The sequence below is a fragment of the Pedococcus sp. P2_D9 genome, from assembly GCF_056404275.1.
The window spans coordinates 378,002-397,717 of the sequence record NZ_JBFUEI010000003.1; the positions used below are offsets into that span (position 1 = coordinate 378,002).

Consider the following 19,716-nt stretch of genomic DNA (forward strand, 5'->3'; position numbering starts at 1 on the left):
TATGCCGCGTGGGCGGCATACCTGCTAGTGCGTGGTCACTCGACGCCGAGGCGGGCCTTGAGGCCGTCGAGCTCGACCTGGAGCGCGGTGGGGAGGGTGTCGCCGAACTTGGCGAACCACTCCTCGATCTGCGGGATCTCGGCCTTCCACTCCTCGGGGTCGACCTTGAGGGCGGCCGCGATGTCGGCGTCGCTCATGTCGAGGCCGGAGGTGTCGAGGGACTCCGGGGTCGGCACGTGGCCGATCGGGGTCTCGACGGCGGCAGCCTTGCCCTCGATGCGCTCGATGGCCCACTTCAGGACGCGGCTGTTCTCGCCGAAGCCCGGCCACAGGAAGCCACCGTCCTCGTCACGACGGAACCAGTTGACGTAGAAGATCTTCGGCAGCTTGGAGGCGTCGGCGTCCTTGCCGAGGTTGACCCAGTGCTGGAAGTAGTCGCCGGCGTTGTAGCCGATGAACGGCAGCATCGCCATCGGGTCGCGACGGACGACGCCCACGGCACCGGTCGCGGCGGCGGTCGTCTCCGAGGAGAGCGTGGCGCCCATGAAGGTGCCGTGGATCCAGTCGCGGGACTCGGTCACCAGCGGCACGGTCGTCTTGCGACGGCCACCGAAGAAGATCGCCGAGATCGGCACACCCTTGGGGTCGTAGTACTCGTCCGCGAGGATGTCGCACTGCTCGATGGGGGTGCAGTAGCGGCTGTTGGCGTGGCTGGACAGCTCGCCTGCCTCCCCGATGTCGGGCGTCCAGTCCTGGCCCTTCCAGCTGGTGGCGTGGGCGGGGGTGTTCTCCAGCCCCTCCCACCAGATGTCGTTGTCGTCGGTGAGGGCGACGTTCGTGAAGACGGAGTTGCCCTTGTTGATCGTCTTCATCGCGTTGGGGTTGGTGTGCTCGTTGGTGCCGGGCGCGACGCCGAAGAAGCCGAACTCGGGGTTCACGGCATACAGGCGACCGTCCTCGCCGAAGCGCATCCAGGCGATGTCGTCGCCGAGGGTCTCGACCTTCCAACCGGGGATGGTCGGGGCCAGCATGGCGAGGTTGGTCTTGCCGCAGGCGCTCGGGAACGCGGCGGCGATGTAGTAGACCTGCTGCTCGGGGGAGACGAGCTTGAGGATGAGCATGTGCTCGGCCAGCCAGCCCTCGTCGCGGGCCATCGCCGAGGCGATCCGCAGCGAGTAGCACTTCTTGCCCAGCAGGGCGTTGCCGCCGTAGCCGGAGCCGAACGACCAGATCATCCGCTCCTCGGGGAACTGGACGATGTACTTCTCGGGGTTGCAGGGCCACTTCACGTCTTGCTGGCCCGGCTCGAGCGGGGCCCCGACCGAGTGCAGGGCGGGCACGTACTTGGCGTTCTCGCCGAGCTCCTCGATGCGCCGCAGCACGTTGACGCCGGTGCGGGCCATCACGCGCATGGAGACCACGACGTACTCGGAGTCGGTGATCTCGACGCCGAACATCGGGTTCTCCGCCTCGACGTGACCCATCACGAACGGGATGACGTACATCGTGCGGCCCTTCATGCAGCCGGCGTAGAGCCCGCGCATGAGGTCCTTCATCTCGTTCGGGTCCATCCAGTTGTTGGTGGGCCCGGAGTCCTTCTCGTCCACGGAGCAGATGTAGGTGCGGTCCTCGACCCGGGCGACGTCGGTCGGGTCGGAGGCTGCATAGAAGCTGTTGGGCTTCTTCTCCTCGTTGAGGCGCACGAAGGTGCCGGCCTCGACGAGCTTGTCGGTCAGTCGGGTCCACTCGGCGGCGGAGCCGGTGACCCACTCGATGTGGTCGGGGGTGGTCATCGCTGCCACCTCGTCGACCCATGCCTGCAGGCCGGCGTGCGTGGTGCCGCCTGCGCGCTGGTCAGTCTGCGTCGCCTCGGTCGTCATGTGATCGGCCGTCCCTTTCGCCCGGGTGTGTGCCGCCCGGATCATGAGGTGATGCGTCCACGCCGACACGGGTCATCCGACCGCGTGTCCACATGGTGAACGCTCCTGATTTGGCCAAGGTACGCCCCCCTACGCGCCAGTAGATACCGCGAGGGTCGTAGATCGCTCGTGAAAAGCCTCACAACCCGCGAGTAGGTCGGGTGAGTTTGCAGCCTTCTTGCAACCGCTGCAAGAAGGCTGCGAAAACCGTTGCGTTTCTTGCCTTTCGAGATGCGGTCGCCCGTGGCCGCCCGTGGCCGTCGGGCCGCGTTCAGGGCGACCGAGCGCCGTCCCGGTCCACCGGTCCGGCCACCGACGCGAGGTATGCCGCGTGCTCGCCCCAGGCGGGCGGCATACCGATTTCGTCGGCGCGGGGTCGAGCCGGTAGTCTTTCCCGTCGTTGCTCTGGGCGATCCCACAAGGAATCTCAGGGCGACATTCGCGCCCGTAGCTCAACGGATAGAGCATCTGACTACGGATCAGAAGGTTAGGGGTTCGAATCCCTTCGGGCGCACGCGGTTGCCATGGCGACCGACTGTTCTGAGTTGAGACAGACGATGGGGCCCCCGCTCGCGGAAACGCTAGCGGGGGCCTTACTCGTCGCCGCGGATGTTTCGCAGCGGTGAGTGAGCGCCAACTCACTCTTCGCACGCCTTCGAGAGTGAGTTGGCGCTCACTCGCGCGACGTCAGGCGCCGGCCCGCGCGCGGAGGCCCCGGTCCGGGTTGAACAGGAGCTGGACCAGGGTGGTCTGCCACCACTGCTCGACCTGGTCGCCGGTCCACCCGCGTTCCTCCGTCGCGATGACGAAGCTCTCCACCGACACCACCACGGCGTAGATATCGAGGGCGACGCTGAGGCTGATCCCCTTGTGCCACAAGGACTTGGGCCAGGAGCCGAACAGCTTGGCGCGCTCGGTCTCGCCCCGGCGCCTGCCCTCTTCGTAGGCCACACCGAGCTCGGGGTGCTGGCGTCGGGCTTCAGCCAGGAGCCGCAGCACGTCGCCACCCAGCTCGAAGAGCCGTCGGTCGAAGGCCACGAACGCCCGCAGCTGCTCGACCGGGTTGCCCTCGTGCTCCTCCAGCTCGGCGACGACTCGGCGGACGTCCGCGCTCTGCTCGGCGGCGTCGATCAGCGAGCTCGCCAGCCCGGCCTTGCTCCCGTAGGCGTTGTAGACCGTCGCCTCCGACACTCCTGCCAGCTGCGCCACCGACCGGACGCTCGTCCCGGCCCAGCCACCCTCGAGGAACCGCGTGCGCGCCGCCGCGGCGATGAGCTCGCGGGTGCGCTCTGCCTGCTGCTCCCGGAGCTCGGATCGGTAGGTGCGAGAAGTCGTCACGGCAACCACTGTACAGGTTCGCTGAGTTGTTCTATATTCACTGAGTGCATCACTAATGAATAGATACCAACTCAGCGAAAGGAAGCACGACCATGAACGCATCCACCCTGACCACCGAGGCTCAGACCGTGGCGACCGAGGCGCTCGCCCGCCTCGAGTCCGCCTGGAACGCCGCGGACGGAGCGGCCTTCGGCGCCGTCTACACCGCTGACGCCTCGTTCGTCACGATCCGCGGCGACCGCCTCCTCGGGGCCGAGGCCATCGGTGCCGGCCACGCCGGGATCTTCGCGACCATCTATGCCGGCAGCGTCAACCGGATGGAGCTGGTGCGCGCAGAGGCCCTCGCTGCCGACGTCGTCCTCGCCCTCTCGGCCAACACGCTCGACAGCCCCACTGGCCCGCTCGCAGGCGTCCACCAGGCCATGTCCACCAGCGTCATCGTCCGGCAGGCCGACGGGGCGTGGCGCATCGTCTCCACCCACAACACCCTCATGGCGGCCTGAGATGGGCACCCCGGTCGTGGCCCCGTCCGCGAACGAAGCACGGTCGAGCCACTCGGCAGCGACCGGCGCCGGCCCCCAGGCCCCGCGCGCCAGTCGTCGCCTCGTCGCGATCCTGTTCGCCACTGGCGGTCTGGGGATTGCGCTGGGCGGTCAGCTCCACCCGCATGGCCATGGAGACACCGTCGACGCACACCTGCTGTCGATGTTCGAGAGCCCCGCGTGGGCGCCGGCGCACTGGGTCCTCCTCGTCGGAAGCGTCCTCGCCGCAGCAGGCCTCGTGGTGGCCTGGCGGCGCCACACCTTCGGTCCTTCTGTCCAACGGTGGCTTCCTGCGGCGTCGGTCGCCTGGGTCTTCGGCGCGCTCGAGGTCCTCCCACACCTCCTGGCCGCAGGCGAAGCGCATGCGCTGGAGCACCACGAGGCCACACCGGTGCTCGACCTCCACGTCCTGCTGCAGGTCGCCTCGGCACCGTTGGTCGGGATCTCGGGCGCCGTGGTCGCCGTGCTCGTGGCTCGTGCCGCGCGCACTCGGCCGGCCTGGGTCCTCGCCGTCGTCGCCGTCATCGGCGGCCTCGGGTATGCCGCGTCCGCGCCCCTTCTCGTCACGACGGGCAACGTGGCCTACACGGTGCTCTTCCCATTCCAGGCCGGACTGGCGCTCTGGTTGCTCGGGACCGGGATACGTCTCCTGCGCCGTTGAGGCGACCGCTCAGGGCAGGGCCGCCGAACCCCGGCGGGCCTGCGCTGCATGCCCGGGCACCGGGCTGACGGAGGGACCGGCTGCTGAACCGGCGCGAGGTCGGCGCCGGGCCGGCATACCGGATGCGTCAGCGTTGGCGGCGGGCGCCGAGGGCGACGACGACCCCGATCAGGGCGACGAAGGGCCCGATGACCGCCCAGATGCCCACCCCGCTCATGCCGCTCCCGCCGAGGATGTCGAGGCCCTGCAGGGTCCAGACGATTCCGATGAGGACGAGCGCGACACCGATGACGAGCGAGAGGCGACGGTTCACAGCCTGGAGCCTACGTCGTGGTGCTCGCGCGGTCAGTTGGTCCGCGGTGTGGTGAGGTGTGCACGCAAGGCCACGTAGACCTTGCGGACGCCGATTGCGCGTTGCAGGTCGTCCTGGATCCGGGTGAAGAACTCGCGACGGTAGTTCTGGTCGATGACGGCCTGGACCGTGAAGTAGAGACCCGCGAACGCCGACAGGAAGACCGCCACCGAGAACAGCTCGTCACTGATGAGGTGGAACGGRCCCGTGTAGTGCGGCTTCTCGCCCACCCAAGCCTGGATGACGCTGGGCCGGATCGCGATCGAGCCGAAGACCACGAAGAACCCGAACACGATCACGACCAGCGACAGCATCTGGATCGCCTGGGCGATGAAGAGCATCAGCATCAGGTTGCGACGCTGGAGCTTCGGCAGCCGGATGCCGGCGACCTCGGTGGCGAGGTGCGGCTCGGACAAGATCTCCCGCGCAGCCGAAGCCACCGGTGTCCCCTGGCAGGTCGACGCCAGCCGCTCACCCTCGACCTCGACGCCGACCCGCTCGATCTCGCTCGCGAACGACGGTGCGAGGAACGCCACCGCGAGCAGCGCGAAGATGCCGACGCAGACCCACAGCAGCGGCCGCGGCAGGGCCGAGGAGACTTGCCACACCTCCGTGTTGATGAACAGGAAGGTGATGAACAGCAGCAGGAACGGCAGCGCCCTCGTCGCGAGGGGTCCGATGAGCGAACGGTTCTCCCAGGCGTGGGCCAGCGCCCACCGGCCGATCCGCCCGACGCGGAAGACGCGGATGGCCCGACCCAGCGCGACGGCCGCCGCGACGAGCAGGCCCGCAGCCACAGCCGCGCCGCCCGAGAGGGCCAGGTTGAGCGCGACGACGGTGACGACCACGGCCGGGACGACGGCAGCCAGTGCCCAGAGGCCCACGATGCGGGGGGCCAGCGCCCTTTGGATCGCCTCGTGGCCGGACTCGACGAAGTAGGGCAGGCCGTGGTCCTCGAACCAGTTCTCGCACTTGGCGATGTCGTTGGTCGTCAGCACCGGGCCAGCCTCTCAGGTGGCCGGACCGGTTCGGTCGCACCACGCTGCCGTCAAACCACGCAGCCGTCACGCCACACAGTTGTCACACCACGCAGAACTCGTTGCCCTCGGGGTCGCGCAGCGTCACGGCGTAGTAGTCGGCGCCGTCGGGGGCATTGACGTAGGCGATGCTCCCGCCCAGGGCGACCAGCCGCTCGACTTCGGCGTCCACGCTCGCCCGCCGCGCGGCGTACGGCATCGCCTCGCGTCCCGGGGTGTGCCGGACGTCGATGTGCAGCCGGTTCTTGACCGACTTGGGCTCGGGCACCTCCTGGAACCAGATGCGCGGTCGCACCCCCTCGGGGTCGACGATCGCCCCGCTGCCGTTCTCGGCACCGACGAGCTCCTCCTCGGGTATGCCGCCCGCTCGCCAGTAGTCGAGCCACGAGTCCCAGCCGGCAGGGGCCGGCTCGGGGACGTAGCCGAGCGCCGCGCACCAGAAGGTCACGAGTCGGGAGGTGTCGGCGCAGTCGACGGTGAGGTGCCAGTTCGCGGTCATGTCGGCAGTTTCGCACCGAGGTCCGTCAGCCGCTCTGGACTGTGCCGGCTGCCTCGGTGAAGCGCGACGACCACAGGCGCAGCAGCTCGAGCACCTCCGGAGTGGCTTCCTCGAGGGTGAACGGGTGCGTCGACCACACCCAGCCCGAACGCCGCCCACCCCGGGTGCACGGCGTCCATCTCCAGTCGGCAGGAGGTGTCGTCGATGGGGGTGACGCGCGCCCAGCGCCCGGTGCGCTTCTCCACCTGCTCTGCCGATGCCCTCACCGTGGCGCGCACGACAACACGGGTTTCGTTGCGGGACAGTCCCTTTCGCACGTAGGCCGCGGCGTCGCCTCCCGGGATCTCGCGGGCCCGGAATCGTGAGCGGGTCCCGAATGGTTCGGTCAGGCGATCGAGCCGGAACGAACGCCAGTCCTGCCGGTCGAGGTCGTAGCCGAGCAGGTACCAGCGCCGACCCACCGTGACCAGGCGGTGCGGCTCGACGTGGCGCCGGACGTCCTCACCCGCCACCTGGCCGCCCCGCGCGCGGTAGGTGAACCGGATGCGCTCGGTGTCACGCGTGGCCTGGGCGACGGCTGCGAGGACCTCGGCCTGCACTGCCGGTGCCTCGGAGAAGGGCGCGTCGTCGGTCACCGCCCGCAGCGCCTCTGCTCGCCGACGAAGCTTGGGCGGCAGCACCTGCACGACCTTGGACAGGGCGCTGACCGACGCCTCCGACAGCGCACCCGACGTCAGCTGCGCTGCTCCGTTGAGCGCCACCACCATGGCGATCGCCTCGTCCTCGTCGACGGTCAGGGGCGGCATCGTGGCGCCGGCTCCGAGCTGGTAGCCGCCCTCGACGCCGCGCACCGAGTCGACGGGATAGCCGAGCTCGCGCAGCCGCTCGACGTCGCGACGCAGGGTGCGCTCGGACACCTCCAGCCGTTCGGCCAGCTCGGGCCCGGCCCAGAACCGGTGGGTCTGGAGCAGGGAGAGCAGTCGCAGGGTGCGGGAGCTGGTGTTGGCCATGACTTCAGGATGCCTGAGATAGCGGTCAGAAAGTGGCCGGATCTCTCCCTAGCGTCGGTGATGACAGAAATCCGCAGACCACCACGTCAGGAGAAGGACATGACCACCACGCTGGAGGTGCCTCGCGAGGGTGAGCACACGGCATACCCGCCGGTCGACAGCCACGAGGCCACGAGTGGCGACGCCACGCAGCCCGGGACCCCGGCGGTGGCGCGGGGCGCGCTGCCGCTGGGACGGGCACGGACCATCGCGCTGCTCAGCCTGTTCCTCGCCTCGACGATGGAGCTCCTCGACACCACGATCGTCAACGTCGCCCTGCCGACCATCGAGGCCGGGCTCCAGGCCAGCGCCGCCCAGCTGCAGTGGATGGTGGCGGCCTACCCGCTGGCGTTCGCCGTCGGCCTGATCACCGGATCCCGGCTCGGCGACCTGTGGGGGCGCAAGCGGGTCTTCCTCGGCGGGCTCGTCGGCTTCACCCTCATGTCGGCGGCGTGCGGCTTCGCCCCGAACGCCGAGGCGCTGGTCGGCTTCCGCGCGCTGCAGGGACTCGCAGCCGCGGCGATGATTCCGCAAGTGCTGTCGAGCCTGCAGGTGATGTACGCGCCGCACGAGCGGGCCAAGGCGATGGGGCTCTTCACCGGGCTGGCCGGACTGTCGGCAGTGCTCGGGCCGGTCATCGGCGCCCTCCTGACCGAGGCGGACCTCGGCGGTCTGGGGTGGCGCTCAATCTTCCTCGTCAACGTTCCGTTCGGCGTTCTGGCCATCGTGGCCGCCTTGCGGTGGGTGCCGGAATCCGTTGCCACGCAACGCCCGCGCATCGACCTGCGTGGAGTCACGGTGCTCGCTGTGGGTCTGCTCGCCGTGCTCTACCCCCTCACCATGGGTCGCGAGCTGGGCTGGCCGGCTTGGGTGTATGCCGCGATGGCCGCCGGCGCGGTCGTGCTCGGGTTCTTCGCGCGGTCACAGGTCCGGGCCGAGCGCGCCGCTCGCGAGCCGCTGGTGGCGCTCAGCCTCTACCGGGGCCGGGGTTTCGCCGCCGGTTCGGCGATGAACTCATTGCTGTTCATGGCGATGGCCTCCTACTTCCTGTGCCAGACGATCTATCTCCAGGCGGGTCTCGGCTGGTCGGTGCTCAAGGCAGGGCTCGCGGGGGTGCCGTTCGCGCTGACGACGACCGTGTTCGCCGGCGTCGGGGTGGCCGTGCTCGCACCCAAGATCGGTCGACGGGTGCTGCAGATCGGTGCCCTGACTTGGGCGGCCGGTGCCGTGGTCCTCGCCGTCACGGTCCACGGCGCCGACGCCTCGACCTCGGTCTGGACGTTCCTTCCGGGGTTCGTGGTGGGCGGTGCCGGGTTCGGGTTGATGGTCTCGCCGATCGGCGTCTTCACGCTCGCGGACGTGCCGGTCGACAAGGCTGGGTCGGCATCGGGGCTGTTCAGCACGACGGGTCAGCTCTCGGGCGCGGCCGGCGTGGCAGTGCTGGGCTCGCTCTTCTTCTCCGTCGTCGACGCCCACGGGTCTGCGTCTCCGGTGGAGACGTTCCGACCCGCGATGGAGGTGGCGCTCGCGGTGCTCGTCGGGCTCATGCTCGTGGCGGCAGTGGTCGCGCGGCAGCTGCCCGCGATGCCGAGCCTGCCCGCGCAGGACTGAACGCCCGGCGGCGACTCTCTCAGTGAGCGCCAACCCACTCATCGACCAGGTTCGAGAGTGGGTTGGCGCTCACTCGGCGTCCGCCTGCGGGTCGGTCGCCGTGCGGTCGGTCGCCCTCGGGTCAGGACGTGATCAGGTAGCCGAGCGAGACCGCAGGCAGGCCGAGGCCGAGGGTGAGGGCGAGGTTGGCGACGAACGGCCGCCAGGCGCGCTCCTCGAAGAACACCCACGTCTCGAACGCCAACGTGGAGAACGTCGTCAGCGCCCCGCAGAAACCTATGCCCACCAACGGCATGAGCCACACGGCTGGATGCGGCACCCCTGCCACGAGCCCGAGGACGAAAGACCCCACCACGTTCACGACGAGCGTCCCGAGGATGGTCCCGGCCCTGGTGTGCTCCCGCGCCCACCGGTCGACGACGAACCGCAGCGGCGCACCGATGGCGGCGCCCACCAGCACCAGCAGCGCGCCCGACCCGGTCACGGTCGCCGCCCGAAAACCCGCTCGCCGAGCGTGATCCCGAAGCCCACCGCCACCAGGCCCGCGACCAACGACCCCACGAGGTATGCCGCGGCGACCAGTCCGCGCCCCGCCTGCACCATTGCGTGGATGTCCAGGGCGTAGGACGAGAAGGTGGTCCAGCCCCCGAGCACGCCCACCCCGAGGAAGGGCCGCAGCCACGGGTGCGGCTGGGTCATCGAGAGCACCCAGACGACCAGCACGCCCATCGCGAGCGACCCCGTGACGTTGACTAGGAACGTCGACCACGCGAAGGCGCCGGACACGTGCGGCAGCGCCAGCCCGACGGCATACCGGCTGAGGGAACCCAGCACACCGCCCGCGGCGACAGCCCCGAGCAGCCCAGCGTCACCCGCCCGGACCATGCGCATCAGGCGCGCTGGGTCTCCAGGAAGTCCGCGATCCGCCCGATGGCCTCGGTGAGGACCTCGACATCGGGCAGCGTCACCAGGCGGAAGTGGTCGGGCTCGAACCAGTTGAAGCCGGTGCCGTGCGTGACCAGGATCTTCTTGCTGCGCAACAGGTCGATGACGAACGCCTGGTCGTCCTTGATGGGGTAGACGTCGGGATCCAGCCGCGGGAAGCAGTAGAGCGCGCCGTGCGGTTCGACACAGCTGACGCCCGGGATCTCGTTGAGCAGTCGCCAGGCCGTCTTGCTCTGCTCGTAGAACCGGCCGCCGGGGTGGATGTACTCCTCGATCGACTGGTAGCCGCCGAGTGCCGTCTGGATCGCGTGCTGGCCCGGGACGTTGGCGCACATGCGCATGTTGGCCAACAGGGTCAGGCCCTCGAGGAAGTCGGCCGCGAGCTCCTTGGGCCCCGACACCATCACCCAGCCCGCGCGGTAGCCGCAGACGCGGTAGGCCTTGGACAGCCCGCTGAAGGTCAGGCACAGCACGTCGTCGCCGGCGAAGGTCGCGGTGTGGTGGTGGACCGGCTGGTTCACCTCGTCGGCGAAGAGGATCTTCTCGTAGATCTCGTCGGACATCAGGACCAGGTTGTGGCGGCGGGCGATGTCGGCCATGCCGCGCACGATCTCGTCGCTGTAGACGGCGCCGGTCGGGTTGTTGGGGTTGATGACGACCAGGGCGTGGGTGTTCTCGGTGATCTTGGACTCGATGTCGGCGAGATCCGGGTTCCAGCCGTTGGGCTCGTCGCACCGATAGTGGACCGGGGTGCCGCCGGCCAGCGTCACGGCGCCGGTCCAGAGCGGGTAGTCCGGCGCCGGCACGAGGATCTCGTTGCCCTCGTCGACGAAGGCCGTGAGCACCATCGAGATGAGCTCCGAGACGCCGTTGCCGATGTAGACGTCGTCGACGTGCGTGTCCGTCAGGCCACGGGACTGGTAGTAGTGCGCGACGGCGGTGCGGGCGGAGTAGATGCCGCGCGAGTCGCTGTAGCCCTGGGAGTTCGGCAGGTGGTGGACCATGTCCTGCAGGATCGCCTCGGGCGCCTCGAAGCCGAACGGCGCGGGGTTGCCGATGTTGAGCTTGAGGATCTTGTGCCCCTCGGCCTCGAGCTTCTGGGCCTCCTCGAGGATCGGCCCACGCACGTCGTAGCGGACCTGGTGGAGCTTGCGGGACTGCGTGATTCGGCGCACGCGCTCAGTGTCCCAGCACTTCGACCGTGGACACGACGGTGGTCACCCCCGGGCGCGTCGGCGTGGAGCTGAACCCGAACCGGCAGGGCGGGTCGACGTCGGCCAGGCCGCCCAGGGCCATGCCGCGCCAGGTCCCGGACAGCGCCGTCACTTCGTGCAGGTCGGTGGCGCCGTACCACTCACGTCGACCCTCCATCGCAACTCCGCGCGTCCGTACCCCACGCAGCGCGACCCGGGCCACGGGGTCGACGACGGTGGCCCACGCGGGACTGGTCCCGATCCGCGGCGGCACCGCGCGCAGCAGCCAGCCGAGCGGCATCCGCCTCCCCACGGAGAGGTATGCCGCGAGGTGGTCGCCCGCGCGAACGTCCCAACCCGCTTCGGTAACCGCCACGGACACCGGCGTCTGGCAGACCTCGTCGAACTCGTAGGTCTGCTGGACGAACTCGGCCACCCCGTCGCTCGGCGCCAGAAGGGTCCGGTGGCCCGCGGCGTCCTCGACCATCACGTCGGCGAACGGCCCGAGGGGAGACTCGACCCACCGTCCCACGACGAACCGCACGCCGCTGGTGGAGCCGACCCCGGCGATGGCGCCCGTGAAGCGCAGCCGCTGCACGGACGCCACCACGGTCAGGAGTGGGTCGGCTTGGTGAAGGCGAGGGCGGCAACCACCCCGAGGAGCAGCACAGCTGCCGGCAGCAGCAGCGCCTGCGACATCGCGCTGGCGAAGCCGTCGGCGATCTGCGGAGGCAGCTTCACGCCTGAGGTGCGCTGCGACATGTCCTGGGGCACCCCGGGCAGGTTGGCCGTCAGCCGCGCCTCGATGAGGGCCGCGATGGCCGCGCTGCCGAGGACTGCGCCGATCTGCCGGGTCGTGTTGTAGATGCCGGATCCGGCGCCTGCCGAGGACATCGGCAGGTTGCGCGTGGCGGTGGCGGCGAGCGGGGCCCACATGAAGGCGTTCGCGACACCCATCAGCGCCATGGGCACGAGCAGCAGCCACGTCGGGCTGTCCGTGGTCGTCACCAGACTGAGCAAGAACAGCGCGACCGAGCACAGGGCCAACCCGAACGCCGTGATGGCCCGCGGGTGCATGCGGTCGATGAGCCGGCCCGCGACCGGGGACAGCGCGCCGGCCAGCACCGCCATGGGCACGAGCAGCAGGGCCGACTGGGTCGGGGTCAGGCCGCGGACGACCTGGGCATAGAGCATGAACGGGAAGGCCATCGCCGTGATGGCGAACCCGACTGCGGCGATGGCGATGTTGGACAGCGAGAAGTTGCGGTCGCGGAACAGCCCGAGCGGCACGAGGGGTTCGGTCCGGATCCGGCTCTGCCAGTAGACGAACAGGCCGAAAACCACGATGCCCGCGGCGATGAGCAGAGGCACGGAGATGATCCCGGTGATCGTGCCCCAGTCGTAGGTCTCGCCCTCCTGGATGCCGAAGACGATGAGGAACATGCCGACCGCGGAGAGCGCCACACCGATCCAGTCGAACGAGTGGCTGTGCGTCTGCAGCGTGGGCACCAGGCGGGCCGCGAGCACGAAGGCGGCGATGCCGACGGGGACGTTGATGAAGAAGATCCACTCCCAGCCGGGGCCGTCGACGAGCAGGCCGCCGACCAGCGGTCCGACGAGGATGGCGACGCCGGCGGTGGCGCCCCACAGGGACATCGCCTGGCCGCGGGAGGCCGCGGGGAAGGTGCGGGTGATGACGGCCATGGTCTGCGGCGTCATGAGCGAGGCCCCGACGCCCTGGACGATGCGGGCGATGATCAGCATCTCGATGGAACCGGTGAGGCCGCACCAGAGGGAGGCGAGGGTGAACAGCGCCAGCCCGCTCAGGTAGACGTACTTCGGCCCGATGCGGTCGCCGAGGCGGCCGGTGATGAGCAGCGGCACGGCATACGCGAGCAGGTAGGCGGAGGTGACCCAGATGACCGAGTTCACGTCGGCGCCCAGGCCCTTCATGATCGCCGGCGTCGCGACGGACACGATGGTCGAGTCGACCAGGATCATGAAGAACCCGATCACCATGGCCCACAGGGCCGGCCACGGGCGGTAGTCGGCGGGCAGGTCGGTGCTCAGGGTTGCGGGTGCGGCCATGACAGGTCGCCTTTCTCGAGTCGGGTGAGGAAACCGTTGATCCAGTCCTGCTGGGCCACGGTCATGTGACGGATGTAGTCGGCGGTGACCCAGTAGGCCTCGGCGATCTCACGCGCCCTGGCCTTGTCGACGAGGCAGTCGATGTCGGACAGCTCGCCCTCGATGACCTTGAGGTGGTCGCGCAGGTCGGCGCAGACGGCACTGGCCGGGGCGTTGTGTGCCTCGGCGAGGGCCAGGGCAAAGCTGGGGAACTCGTTGACGGGCTCGCGCAGGATCTGCCGGATCCGCTCCACCAGCGACGTGCGGCCGAGCTCGGTGATGGCATAGGTGGTGCGCTCCGGCCGGTTGCCGGCGCGGGCGGTGCCGGTTGCCTCGGCCAGGCCGTCCTGGGTGAGGCGTTCGACCGTGCGGTAGAGCGAGCCCGGGGTGACGCGGACGATGCGGTCCTCGTGGCGCTCGAGCAGCAGTTGGTACATCTCGTAGGGGTGCATGGCGCGCTCGTTGAGCAGTGCCAGCGCCGAGATGGCCAGCGGGGAGAGGGGCATCGGTGTCCAGGCGTCCGATCGTTCCGTGCGAAATATTCCACGCGGAATATAGACGTGGCCTCCCGAGATGGTCAACTCCCCGTGCAGTGCGCGCGCTGCCCTAGGCTCCCCTGCATGGCTCCCACGTCGGACCTCGGGGCACTCGAGATCGAGCTCAGCAGGCTGCTGCGCCGTGCCCGCAGTGCGCAGCAGCGCACCGCCCTGGACGTGCACCCCGACCTGGACTCCGCGGGGTATGCCGTGCTGGTCGCCATCCGTGACCTGGCCGCCACCGGCGGCGGCGCGCGGGGCGGCGACATCTCCGACCTGCTCGGGCTGCACAAGTCGACGACCAGCCGGAACCTCACCACGCTCGAGGACCTCGGCCTGATCGAGCGCATCCCCGACCCGGACGACGCCAGAGCCCGTCAGGTGCGGCTCACCTCGGCCGGTGCTGAGGCCCTGGAGCGCTCGGTGTCGGGTCGGCGTGAGCGGCTGCGTGCGCGCTTGGCGAGCTGGGAGGCGCAGGACGTCGCCGACCTCGCCCGCCTCCTGCGACTGCTCAACGACACCGCCCCCTAGCCCCCCGCCTCACCTTTATCGGTTGTAGGGACAAAGGTGGCCTTCACCCCGAAACGGTTCCGGGGTGAAGCGCACCCTTTCGGGGTTGAGCCACCGCTGCGGCCACTCGACTCCGGTCAGACGCTGATGCCTCCCCTCAACCGCGGGTGGAATCGCTCGGTTTGGCCCGGTCGAACGCCACGACAGCCCGCACGCCGGGTGCGGCGTCCTCGAGCCACACCCGAGCGCCATTGCGCCGCAACAGCTCTCGCGTGATGGGCAGGCCGAGGCCACTGCCGCCGCTGTCGCGGTCGCGAGCCTCGTCGAGCCGGGCGAAGCGGTCGAAGACCCGCTCGCGGTCGGGTTCGGGTATGCCGTGTCCGTCGTCGGTCACGACGAGCCACACGGAGTTGCCGTGACGCTCCCAGGACAGGGTCACGCGGGTGGCCGCGTGGCGAACGGCGTTGTCGACCAGGTTGCCGACGGCCCGGGTCAGGTCGTCAGGTCGCGCCACGACGGTCGCCTCCCCGAGACCACCGGAGGTCTGGGCCCTCACCGGCACGCGAGCCGAGGTGTAGCGCCGCTCGGTGTCAGCCACCACCTGGGCGACCGACAACTCCGTCGCCTCGGAGAGCGAGCCCTCGGCGCCCGAGCGCGCCAGCACCAAGAGGTCTTCGACGAGGGCGGACAGGCGATCCACCTCCGGCAGCAGCTCGCCCGGCAGGGCGCCCCCCTCGCCGACGCGGGCGGCGACTTCCAGCTGGGTGCGCATGCTCGCCAGCGGACTTCGGAGCTCGTGCGCCGCGTCGGCGACGAAGCTGCGCTGCTGTGCACCAGCGGACGCGAGGCGGGCGAGCATGTCGTTGAGCGTGGTCGCCAGGGCGCTGACCTCGTCCCGGGTGTCGGGCACCGGGAGCCGTTCCGTCGGGTCGGCGGCCGCACCGATCCGCTGGGCACCTTGTCGCAGCGACTCCACCGGACGAAGGGCCGATCCGATGACGCGCCAGGCGACGACACCGAGCAGCGCGAGGAAGAGGGGGAGGAGCACCAGCATGAGCGTCCGCAGCACCCGACGGCTGTTGTCGAGGTCAGCCGTCGGCACTGCCGCCACGACGAGCACCCGTGCCGTCTCCGGTCCGGCCTCGAGTCCCGCCACCTGGAGCTCACCCGACAGCCCGGCGCGAGCGCCGGGCACCCGAAGTCCCGAGCCGCGGGCGACGAGTCGACGCTCGGCCGGGTCGACGAGCGGGGTCAACCGGTCGGCGGTCACGGAGGCGCCGACGACGCGGTTCTGCGGGTCGAGCACCTGGACCAGTTGGGCACCGCTTGCGGGCACCGGCTCGGGCAGGCGCCCGTCGTCCACGAGGATCGCGACGTCGTGCGCACTGGCCCTGGCCTCCGCGGTGGTGGCCCGGTCCAGTGCCGCGCCCATCGCGGCATACAGGACGATGCCGCCCACGAGCAGCGCTCCCGCGACGCCAGCCAGTCCGACGACCATGAGCCGCGATCGGAGGCTGCGCCGACCGAACCACCCGGTCATGCCCGCAACCGGTACCCGACGCCACGCACCGTCTCGATGCGGTCGCGACCCAGCTTGCGCCGCAGGTAGCCGATGTAGACCTCGACCACGTTGGGGTCGACCGTCTCGGCGGAGCCCCACACGTTGTCCAGGAGCGACTCCTTGGTCGAGACCGCCGGGTGCGCGCGCAGCAGGTGCTCGAGGACGAGGTACTCGGTGCGGGACAGGGCCACCACCGCGCCGGCCACCTCGACCCGGCGCGAGGCGGGGTCGAGCCGGATGCCTCCGGCTGCCAGCGTCGTGGCGCGGGGCGCCGGGTCGCGACGGACCAGGGCCCGCAGCCTGGCGAGCAGGACGACGAAGGAGAACGGCTTGGTGAGGTAGTCGTCGGCGCCGTAGTCGAGCCCGTCGGCCTGGTCGTACTCGCCGTCCTTGGCCGACAGGAGCATGACCGGCACCCAGTTCTCCTCTGCCCGGAGCGTCCGGACCACCGTGTAGCCGGACATCCTCGGCAGCATGACGTCGAGCAGGACCGCGTCGTACCCGCCGAACCGCGCAGCCTCCAGCCCACTCGGTCCGTCGACCGCCGTGTCGACCACGAACCCTTCTGCCACAAGGCCCTTCGCAAGGGCAGCGGCCATCCGGGGCTCGTCCTCGACCACCAGCACCCGCACCCCGCCACTGTGGCACGAGAGTCCCAGCCCTCAGCCCACATTCCCGGTCTGAAACCCTTAGAAAGTTCACAGGTCCCGCGCGGCAGGATGGACCCATGAGCCTGTTCACGGAGCACCCTGCCGCCCGCTGGGCAGCACCCGCCGGCGCACTCGCCGTGATCGGTGCCGTCGCCCTCACGGCCAACCACGTCGCCAGCGCCGACCCGAGCCTGCCGCCGCGTTCCGCCGCGCAGCTGCTCGTCGACGTGCAGCAGGCCAACCTCAAGGGCCTGTCCGGCACCGTCGTGCAGACCTCCAACCTCGGCCTGCCCGACATCAACCTCGGGGGGTCGACCCAGGGCGGGTCGTCGTCACTGACCTCGCTGGTCTCGGGCACCCACACCTGGAGGGTCTGGCTCGCGGGGCCGCAGCAGCAGCGGCTCGCCCTGGTCGGCAGCCTCGGCGAGTCCGACGTGATCCGCAACGGACGCGACCTGTGGGTGTGGTCCAGCAAGGACAAGACGGCAACCCACACGACCCTGCCGGCCGAGGGCGCCAAGTCGCCGGCTGGCGCCAAGCCGGCCCCGACGCCCGACCACCTGCCCAAGACACCGCAGGAGGCAGCCCAGCTGGCCCTGTCCGCGATCGAACCCACCACGAGCGTCGCCACCTCGGGTGCGTCCGTGGTCGCGGGGCAGCAGGCCTACGACCTGGTCCTCAAGCCCAAGGACACCGCCAGCCTGGTCGCGTCCGTGCGGATCTCGCTGGACGCCGTCCACCACGTGCCTCTGCGGGTGCAGGTGTTCTCCACCAAGACGGCCAACCCGGCGTTCGAGGTCGGGTTCACCCACGTCGACTTCGCCAAGCCGGCCGCTCGCCAGTTCGCCTTCAACCCGCCGCCCGGCACCAAGGTCACCCCGTCGACCCTGGGCAGCGATGCCGGCAAGGCGGCGGCGACCAAGCCCTCCGCACCGGGCTCCGCTCCCGCAGGCGCCAAGCCCAAGTTAGTGGGCACCGGCTGGACCACCGTCGTGGTCTCCCGGCTGCCCGACGCCTCGACTGCCGGGTCCCAGGCGAGCCAGGGGGACCTCGCGGGCCAGCTGCAGCGCGTCCTGAGCCTGTTGCCCAAGGCGTCCGGCTCCTGGGGCACCGGTCACGTGCTCCAGGGCACCCTGTTCACCGTGGTCGTCACCGATGACGGCCGGGTCGCCGTGGGCGCCGTCGCCCCAGAGCGGGTGTATGCCGCGCTGGCGGCGAAATGACCCAGCTCACCACGGCGGGTGAGCAGGCTGCGCCGAGCGGGCGGGCGACCCCCGCGCGCCAGTCCGCGAGGTCCGACCCAGGTCCGGGAGCATCACCCGAGACGGGCCTCGCGATCTCGACCAGGGGCCTGACCAAGCGGTTCGGCTCCCAGGTCGCCGTCGACGACGTGGACCTGCGTGTTCCCCACGGCGCGGTCTACGGCTTCCTCGGGCCGAACGGCTCCGGCAAGACCACGACCATCCGGATGCTGCTCGGGCTGGTCGAACCCACCGCGGGCAGCCGGAGCCTGCTCGGGATGGCCATCCCGCAGCAAGCCACGATCGCCCTGCACCGGGTCGGCTCGCTCGTCGAGGGTCCGGCGTTCCACCCGTACCTGTCGGGGTGGGCGAACCTCGTGCGGCTCGACTCCGCGGACGTCCTCGCCGATCCCGGGACCACCCGAGCCCGCATCGGCACCGCCCTAGACCGGGTCGGCCTGACCGCCGCAGCCGGCAAGCGCTACCGCGCCTACTCGCTCGGCATGCGCCAACGGCTGGCCATCGCCGCCGCCCTCCTCGCGCCTCGCGACCTCCTCGTGCTCGACGAACCGACCAACGGGCTCGACCCGCAGGGCACGCGCGAGGTGCGCTCCCTCATCGGGTCGCTCGCCTCCGACGGCACGACGGTCTTCGTCTCCAGCCACCTGCTCGCCGAGGTGGAGCAGATCTGCAGCCACCTGGGCGTGATGCGGGATGGGCGCCTAGTGGCACAGGGCACCACGTCGGAGGTGCGCGGCGGCGGCATCGTGACGCTGCACCTCGTGACCGCCCAGCCGGCGGAGGCTGCTGCGGTGCTGTCCGGGCTCGGCGTGCAGTCGGTCACCGCGCACGCAGGTGAGGTGCGCGGCATACCGGGCGAGCTCGAGCCGGAGGCCATCGTCGCGGCGCTGGTCCGCGCGGGGGTCGGGGTGCGGTCGTTCACCGCGAGCTCGCCGAGCCTCGAGGACCTGTTCGTCTCGCTCACGGGGGAGGGTTTCGATGTCAGCGGCTGAGGTGCACGTAACGGGCTCCGGGGGCTCCCCAGGCGTGGTGACCCGTCCGAGGGGCCGCCGACTCTCGACCCGGCTGCTGCGCTCCGAGCTGCGCATCATCGCCGGGCGTCGACGCAACCAGGCCGGCCTCCTCGTCCTCGCCGCGGTGCCGATCATCATGGCGATCGCCGTCAAGGTGTCGGCGCCGCAGACAGGAGAAGGACCTGACTTCCTCTCGTCGATCACCTCCAACGGCCTGTTCGTCCCGCTGGCCGCCCTCGGTGTCGAGATGGGGATGTTCCTGCCCCTGGCGATGTCGATGCTGTCGGGCGACGCCATCGCCTGCGAGGCCAACCTCGGCACCCTGCGCTACCTCCTCACCGTCCCCGTGAACCGCACCCGCTTGCTCCTGGTGAAGTACGCGTCGCTGTGCATCGGGGCGGTGTGGGGCATTGCAGCGGTGGCCGTCCCGGGTGCCGTGATCGGCATCGCGCTGTTCGGCACGGGTCCGCTGACCACGCTGTCGGGCACCCAGCTCGGTTTCGGCGCAGCGGTGTGGCGCGTGGTGCTGGTCATGCTCTACCTCGCGGCCGGGCTCGCCGGCCTCGCCGCCGTGGGCCTGTTCATCTCGACCCTCACCGAGGTGCCGATCGCCGCCGCGATCGCCCTGATGGTGTTCACGATCGTGTCGTGGATCCTCGACGCGGTGCCCCAGCTGGGCTGGCTGCACCCGTGGCTGCTCGTCGACCACTGGCTGGCGTTCGGCGACCTGCTGCGCGACCCGATGGCCGGTGGCGAGATCGGACGTGGCCTGTTCACTGCAGCCGGGTATGCCGTGGTGTTCTGGCTGGCCGCGTGGGCGCGGTTCGCGGGCAAGGACATCACCAGCTGACGCAGCCGAGTCGGGTTGGCGTGACGAGGGCCACGGGGCTTGGCGGTACCGGGGCTACCGA

Annotated in this window: 21 protein-coding genes and 1 tRNA gene; 8 read left to right on the forward strand and 14 right to left on the reverse strand. The window is 70.3% G+C overall.

The window, feature by feature from the left end; translation table 11 throughout:
• Positions 1–35: 35 nt before the first annotated feature.
• Complete coding sequence (locus AC1DXJ_RS06740; RefSeq protein WP_477636631.1) at positions 36–1,880, reverse strand: phosphoenolpyruvate carboxykinase (GTP); 1,845 nt, start codon at positions 1,878–1,880, stop codon at positions 36–38.
• Between the two features lie 480 nt (positions 1,881–2,360).
• Here AC1DXJ_RS06740 and AC1DXJ_RS06745 point away from each other — a divergent pair.
• Positions 2,361–2,433 (forward strand) — tRNA-Arg (locus tag AC1DXJ_RS06745).
• A 173-nt stretch (positions 2,434–2,606) separates the two neighbouring features.
• Here AC1DXJ_RS06745 and AC1DXJ_RS06750 read toward each other — a convergent pair.
• Positions 2,607–3,257, reverse strand: a complete 651-nt coding sequence (locus AC1DXJ_RS06750) for a TetR/AcrR family transcriptional regulator (RefSeq protein ID WP_477636632.1) — start codon at positions 3,255–3,257, stop codon at positions 2,607–2,609.
• 92 nt (positions 3,258–3,349) lie between these two features.
• Here AC1DXJ_RS06750 and AC1DXJ_RS06755 point away from each other — a divergent pair, with 92 nt between their 5' ends.
• Both AC1DXJ_RS06755 and AC1DXJ_RS06760 read left to right on the forward strand, forming a co-directional pair.
• Complete coding sequence (locus tag AC1DXJ_RS06755) at positions 3,350–3,760, forward strand: SgcJ/EcaC family oxidoreductase (protein ID WP_477636633.1); 411 nt, start codon at positions 3,350–3,352, stop codon at positions 3,758–3,760.
• A gap of 1 nt (position 3,761) precedes the next feature.
• Positions 3,762–4,460: a hypothetical protein gene (locus AC1DXJ_RS06760; protein WP_477636634.1), complete on the forward strand. Its 699-nt coding sequence runs from the start codon at positions 3,762–3,764 to the stop codon at positions 4,458–4,460.
• A gap of 127 nt (positions 4,461–4,587) precedes the next feature.
• Here the strand turns inward: AC1DXJ_RS06760 and AC1DXJ_RS06765 are convergent, their stop codons facing one another.
• From AC1DXJ_RS06765 to AC1DXJ_RS06780, 4 genes are all read right to left on the reverse strand, one after another.
• The gene (locus AC1DXJ_RS06765; protein ID WP_477636635.1) at positions 4,588–4,773 is read right to left on the reverse strand and encodes a hypothetical protein; all 186 of its coding nucleotides are present in this window, start codon (positions 4,771–4,773) and stop codon (positions 4,588–4,590) included.
• A gap of 32 nt (positions 4,774–4,805) precedes the next feature.
• On the reverse strand, positions 4,806–5,810 hold the full coding sequence (locus tag AC1DXJ_RS06770; protein ID WP_477636636.1) for a hypothetical protein: 1,005 nt from the start codon (positions 5,808–5,810) through the stop codon (positions 4,806–4,808).
• 82 nt (positions 5,811–5,892) lie between these two features.
• Entirely contained in the window at positions 5,893–6,348 is a 456-nt protein-coding gene (locus AC1DXJ_RS06775) for a VOC family protein (protein ID WP_477624794.1), read from the reverse strand.
• Positions 6,345–7,358, reverse strand: coding sequence for a helix-turn-helix transcriptional regulator (locus tag AC1DXJ_RS06780; protein WP_477636637.1), 1,014 nt, complete (start codon positions 7,356–7,358; stop codon positions 6,345–6,347). The genes AC1DXJ_RS06775 and AC1DXJ_RS06780 overlap by 4 nt, the downstream gene beginning before the upstream one ends.
• A 99-nt stretch (positions 7,359–7,457) precedes the next feature.
• On the opposite strand from AC1DXJ_RS06780, the gene AC1DXJ_RS06785 reads away from it, so the two are divergent.
• Positions 7,458–9,008, forward strand: a complete 1,551-nt coding sequence (locus AC1DXJ_RS06785; protein WP_477636638.1) for an MFS transporter — start codon at positions 7,458–7,460, stop codon at positions 9,006–9,008.
• A 121-nt stretch (positions 9,009–9,129) separates the two neighbouring features.
• Here the strand turns inward: AC1DXJ_RS06785 and AC1DXJ_RS06790 are convergent, their stop codons facing one another.
• The 6 genes from AC1DXJ_RS06790 to AC1DXJ_RS06815 are packed head-to-tail and all read right to left on the reverse strand — an operon-like array spanning position 9,130 to position 13,779.
• Entirely contained in the window at positions 9,130–9,492 is a 363-nt protein-coding gene (locus tag AC1DXJ_RS06790; RefSeq protein WP_477636639.1) for a fluoride efflux transporter FluC, read from the reverse strand.
• Positions 9,489–9,893, reverse strand: a complete 405-nt coding sequence (locus AC1DXJ_RS06795) for a fluoride efflux transporter FluC (RefSeq protein ID WP_477636640.1) — start codon at positions 9,891–9,893, stop codon at positions 9,489–9,491. The genes AC1DXJ_RS06790 and AC1DXJ_RS06795 overlap by 4 nt, the downstream gene beginning before the upstream one ends.
• 5 nt (positions 9,894–9,898) lie before the next feature.
• Positions 9,899–11,128: a pyridoxal phosphate-dependent aminotransferase gene (locus AC1DXJ_RS06800; protein ID WP_477636641.1), complete on the reverse strand. Its 1,230-nt coding sequence runs from the start codon at positions 11,126–11,128 to the stop codon at positions 9,899–9,901.
• Between the two features lie 4 nt (positions 11,129–11,132).
• Positions 11,133–11,756, reverse strand: a complete 624-nt coding sequence (locus AC1DXJ_RS06805; protein ID WP_477636642.1) for a hypothetical protein — start codon at positions 11,754–11,756, stop codon at positions 11,133–11,135.
• A 2-nt stretch (positions 11,757–11,758) separates the two neighbouring features.
• Positions 11,759–13,234 (reverse strand): DHA2 family efflux MFS transporter permease subunit, encoded by a 1,476-nt coding sequence (locus tag AC1DXJ_RS06810; RefSeq protein WP_477636643.1) that lies wholly within the window; start codon positions 13,232–13,234, stop codon positions 11,759–11,761.
• A complete protein-coding gene (locus AC1DXJ_RS06815; RefSeq protein WP_477624786.1) occupies positions 13,213–13,779 on the reverse strand; it encodes a PadR family transcriptional regulator in 567 nt (188 codons plus the stop codon). The genes AC1DXJ_RS06810 and AC1DXJ_RS06815 overlap by 22 nt, the downstream gene beginning before the upstream one ends.
• Positions 13,780–13,893: 114 nt before the next feature.
• On the opposite strand from AC1DXJ_RS06815, the gene AC1DXJ_RS06820 reads away from it, so the two are divergent.
• Positions 13,894–14,340 (forward strand): MarR family winged helix-turn-helix transcriptional regulator, encoded by a 447-nt coding sequence (locus AC1DXJ_RS06820; protein ID WP_477614472.1) that lies wholly within the window; start codon positions 13,894–13,896, stop codon positions 14,338–14,340.
• A gap of 136 nt (positions 14,341–14,476) precedes the next feature.
• On the opposite strand, the gene AC1DXJ_RS06825 is transcribed toward AC1DXJ_RS06820, so the two are convergent.
• Both AC1DXJ_RS06825 and AC1DXJ_RS06830 read right to left on the reverse strand, forming a co-directional pair.
• Positions 14,477–15,859: a sensor histidine kinase gene (locus AC1DXJ_RS06825; RefSeq protein WP_477636644.1), complete on the reverse strand. Its 1,383-nt coding sequence runs from the start codon at positions 15,857–15,859 to the stop codon at positions 14,477–14,479.
• Positions 15,856–16,512: a response regulator transcription factor gene (locus tag AC1DXJ_RS06830; protein WP_477624784.1), complete on the reverse strand. Its 657-nt coding sequence runs from the start codon at positions 16,510–16,512 to the stop codon at positions 15,856–15,858. Before AC1DXJ_RS06830 ends, AC1DXJ_RS06825 begins: the two co-directional genes overlap by 4 nt.
• Positions 16,513–16,607: 95 nt before the next feature.
• Between AC1DXJ_RS06830 and AC1DXJ_RS06835 the strand changes: the two genes are divergently transcribed.
• Genes AC1DXJ_RS06835 through AC1DXJ_RS06845 form a run of 3 tightly spaced genes read left to right on the forward strand, consistent with a single transcriptional unit; the run spans position 16,608 to position 19,655 of the window.
• Positions 16,608–17,753 (forward strand): LolA family protein, encoded by a 1,146-nt coding sequence (locus tag AC1DXJ_RS06835; protein WP_477636645.1) that lies wholly within the window; start codon positions 16,608–16,610, stop codon positions 17,751–17,753.
• Positions 17,750–18,784 carry an ABC transporter ATP-binding protein gene (locus AC1DXJ_RS06840; RefSeq protein WP_477636646.1) on the forward strand — a complete coding sequence of 345 codons (1,035 nt, stop codon included), beginning with the start codon at positions 17,750–17,752 and terminating at the stop codon, positions 18,782–18,784. Before AC1DXJ_RS06835 ends, AC1DXJ_RS06840 begins: the two co-directional genes overlap by 4 nt.
• Before the next feature lie 37 nt (positions 18,785–18,821).
• Positions 18,822–19,655, forward strand: coding sequence for an ABC transporter permease (locus AC1DXJ_RS06845; protein WP_477636647.1), 834 nt, complete (start codon positions 18,822–18,824; stop codon positions 19,653–19,655).
• Positions 19,656–19,716: the final 61 nt, after the last annotated feature.

What these genes read in the sequence shown, in the direction of transcription:
- AC1DXJ_RS06820 (WP_477614472.1), top strand. Translation starts at nt 13,894, where the DNA reads ATGGCTCCCACGTCGGACCTCGGGGCACTCGAGATCGAGCTCAGCAGG.
- AC1DXJ_RS06835 (WP_477636645.1), top strand. Translation starts at nt 16,608, where the DNA reads ATGAGCCTGTTCACGGAGCACCCTGCCGCCCGCTGGGCAGCACCCGCC.
- AC1DXJ_RS06840 (WP_477636646.1), top strand. Translation starts at nt 17,750, where the DNA reads ATGACCCAGCTCACCACGGCGGGTGAGCAGGCTGCGCCGAGCGGGCGG.
- AC1DXJ_RS06795 (WP_477636640.1), bottom strand. Translation starts at nt 9,893, where the DNA reads ATGGTCCGGGCGGGTGACGCTGGGCTGCTCGGGGCTGTCGCCGCGGGC.
- AC1DXJ_RS06740 (WP_477636631.1), bottom strand. Translation starts at nt 1,880, where the DNA reads ATGACGACCGAGGCGACGCAGACTGACCAGCGCGCAGGCGGCACCACG.
- AC1DXJ_RS06775 (WP_477624794.1), bottom strand. Translation starts at nt 6,348, where the DNA reads ATGACCGCGAACTGGCACCTCACCGTCGACTGCGCCGACACCTCCCGA.
- AC1DXJ_RS06825 (WP_477636644.1), bottom strand. Translation starts at nt 15,859, where the DNA reads ATGACCGGGTGGTTCGGTCGGCGCAGCCTCCGATCGCGGCTCATGGTC.
- AC1DXJ_RS06780 (WP_477636637.1), bottom strand. Translation starts at nt 7,358, where the DNA reads ATGGCCAACACCAGCTCCCGCACCCTGCGACTGCTCTCCCTGCTCCAG.
- AC1DXJ_RS06810 (WP_477636643.1), bottom strand. Translation starts at nt 13,234, where the DNA reads ATGGCCGCACCCGCAACCCTGAGCACCGACCTGCCCGCCGACTACCGC.
- AC1DXJ_RS06815 (WP_477624786.1), bottom strand. Translation starts at nt 13,779, where the DNA reads ATGCCCCTCTCCCCGCTGGCCATCTCGGCGCTGGCACTGCTCAACGAG.
- AC1DXJ_RS06785 (WP_477636638.1), top strand. Translation starts at nt 7,458, where the DNA reads ATGACCACCACGCTGGAGGTGCCTCGCGAGGGTGAGCACACGGCATAC.
- AC1DXJ_RS06755 (WP_477636633.1), top strand. Translation starts at nt 3,350, where the DNA reads ATGAACGCATCCACCCTGACCACCGAGGCTCAGACCGTGGCGACCGAG.
- AC1DXJ_RS06760 (WP_477636634.1), top strand. Translation starts at nt 3,762, where the DNA reads ATGGGCACCCCGGTCGTGGCCCCGTCCGCGAACGAAGCACGGTCGAGC.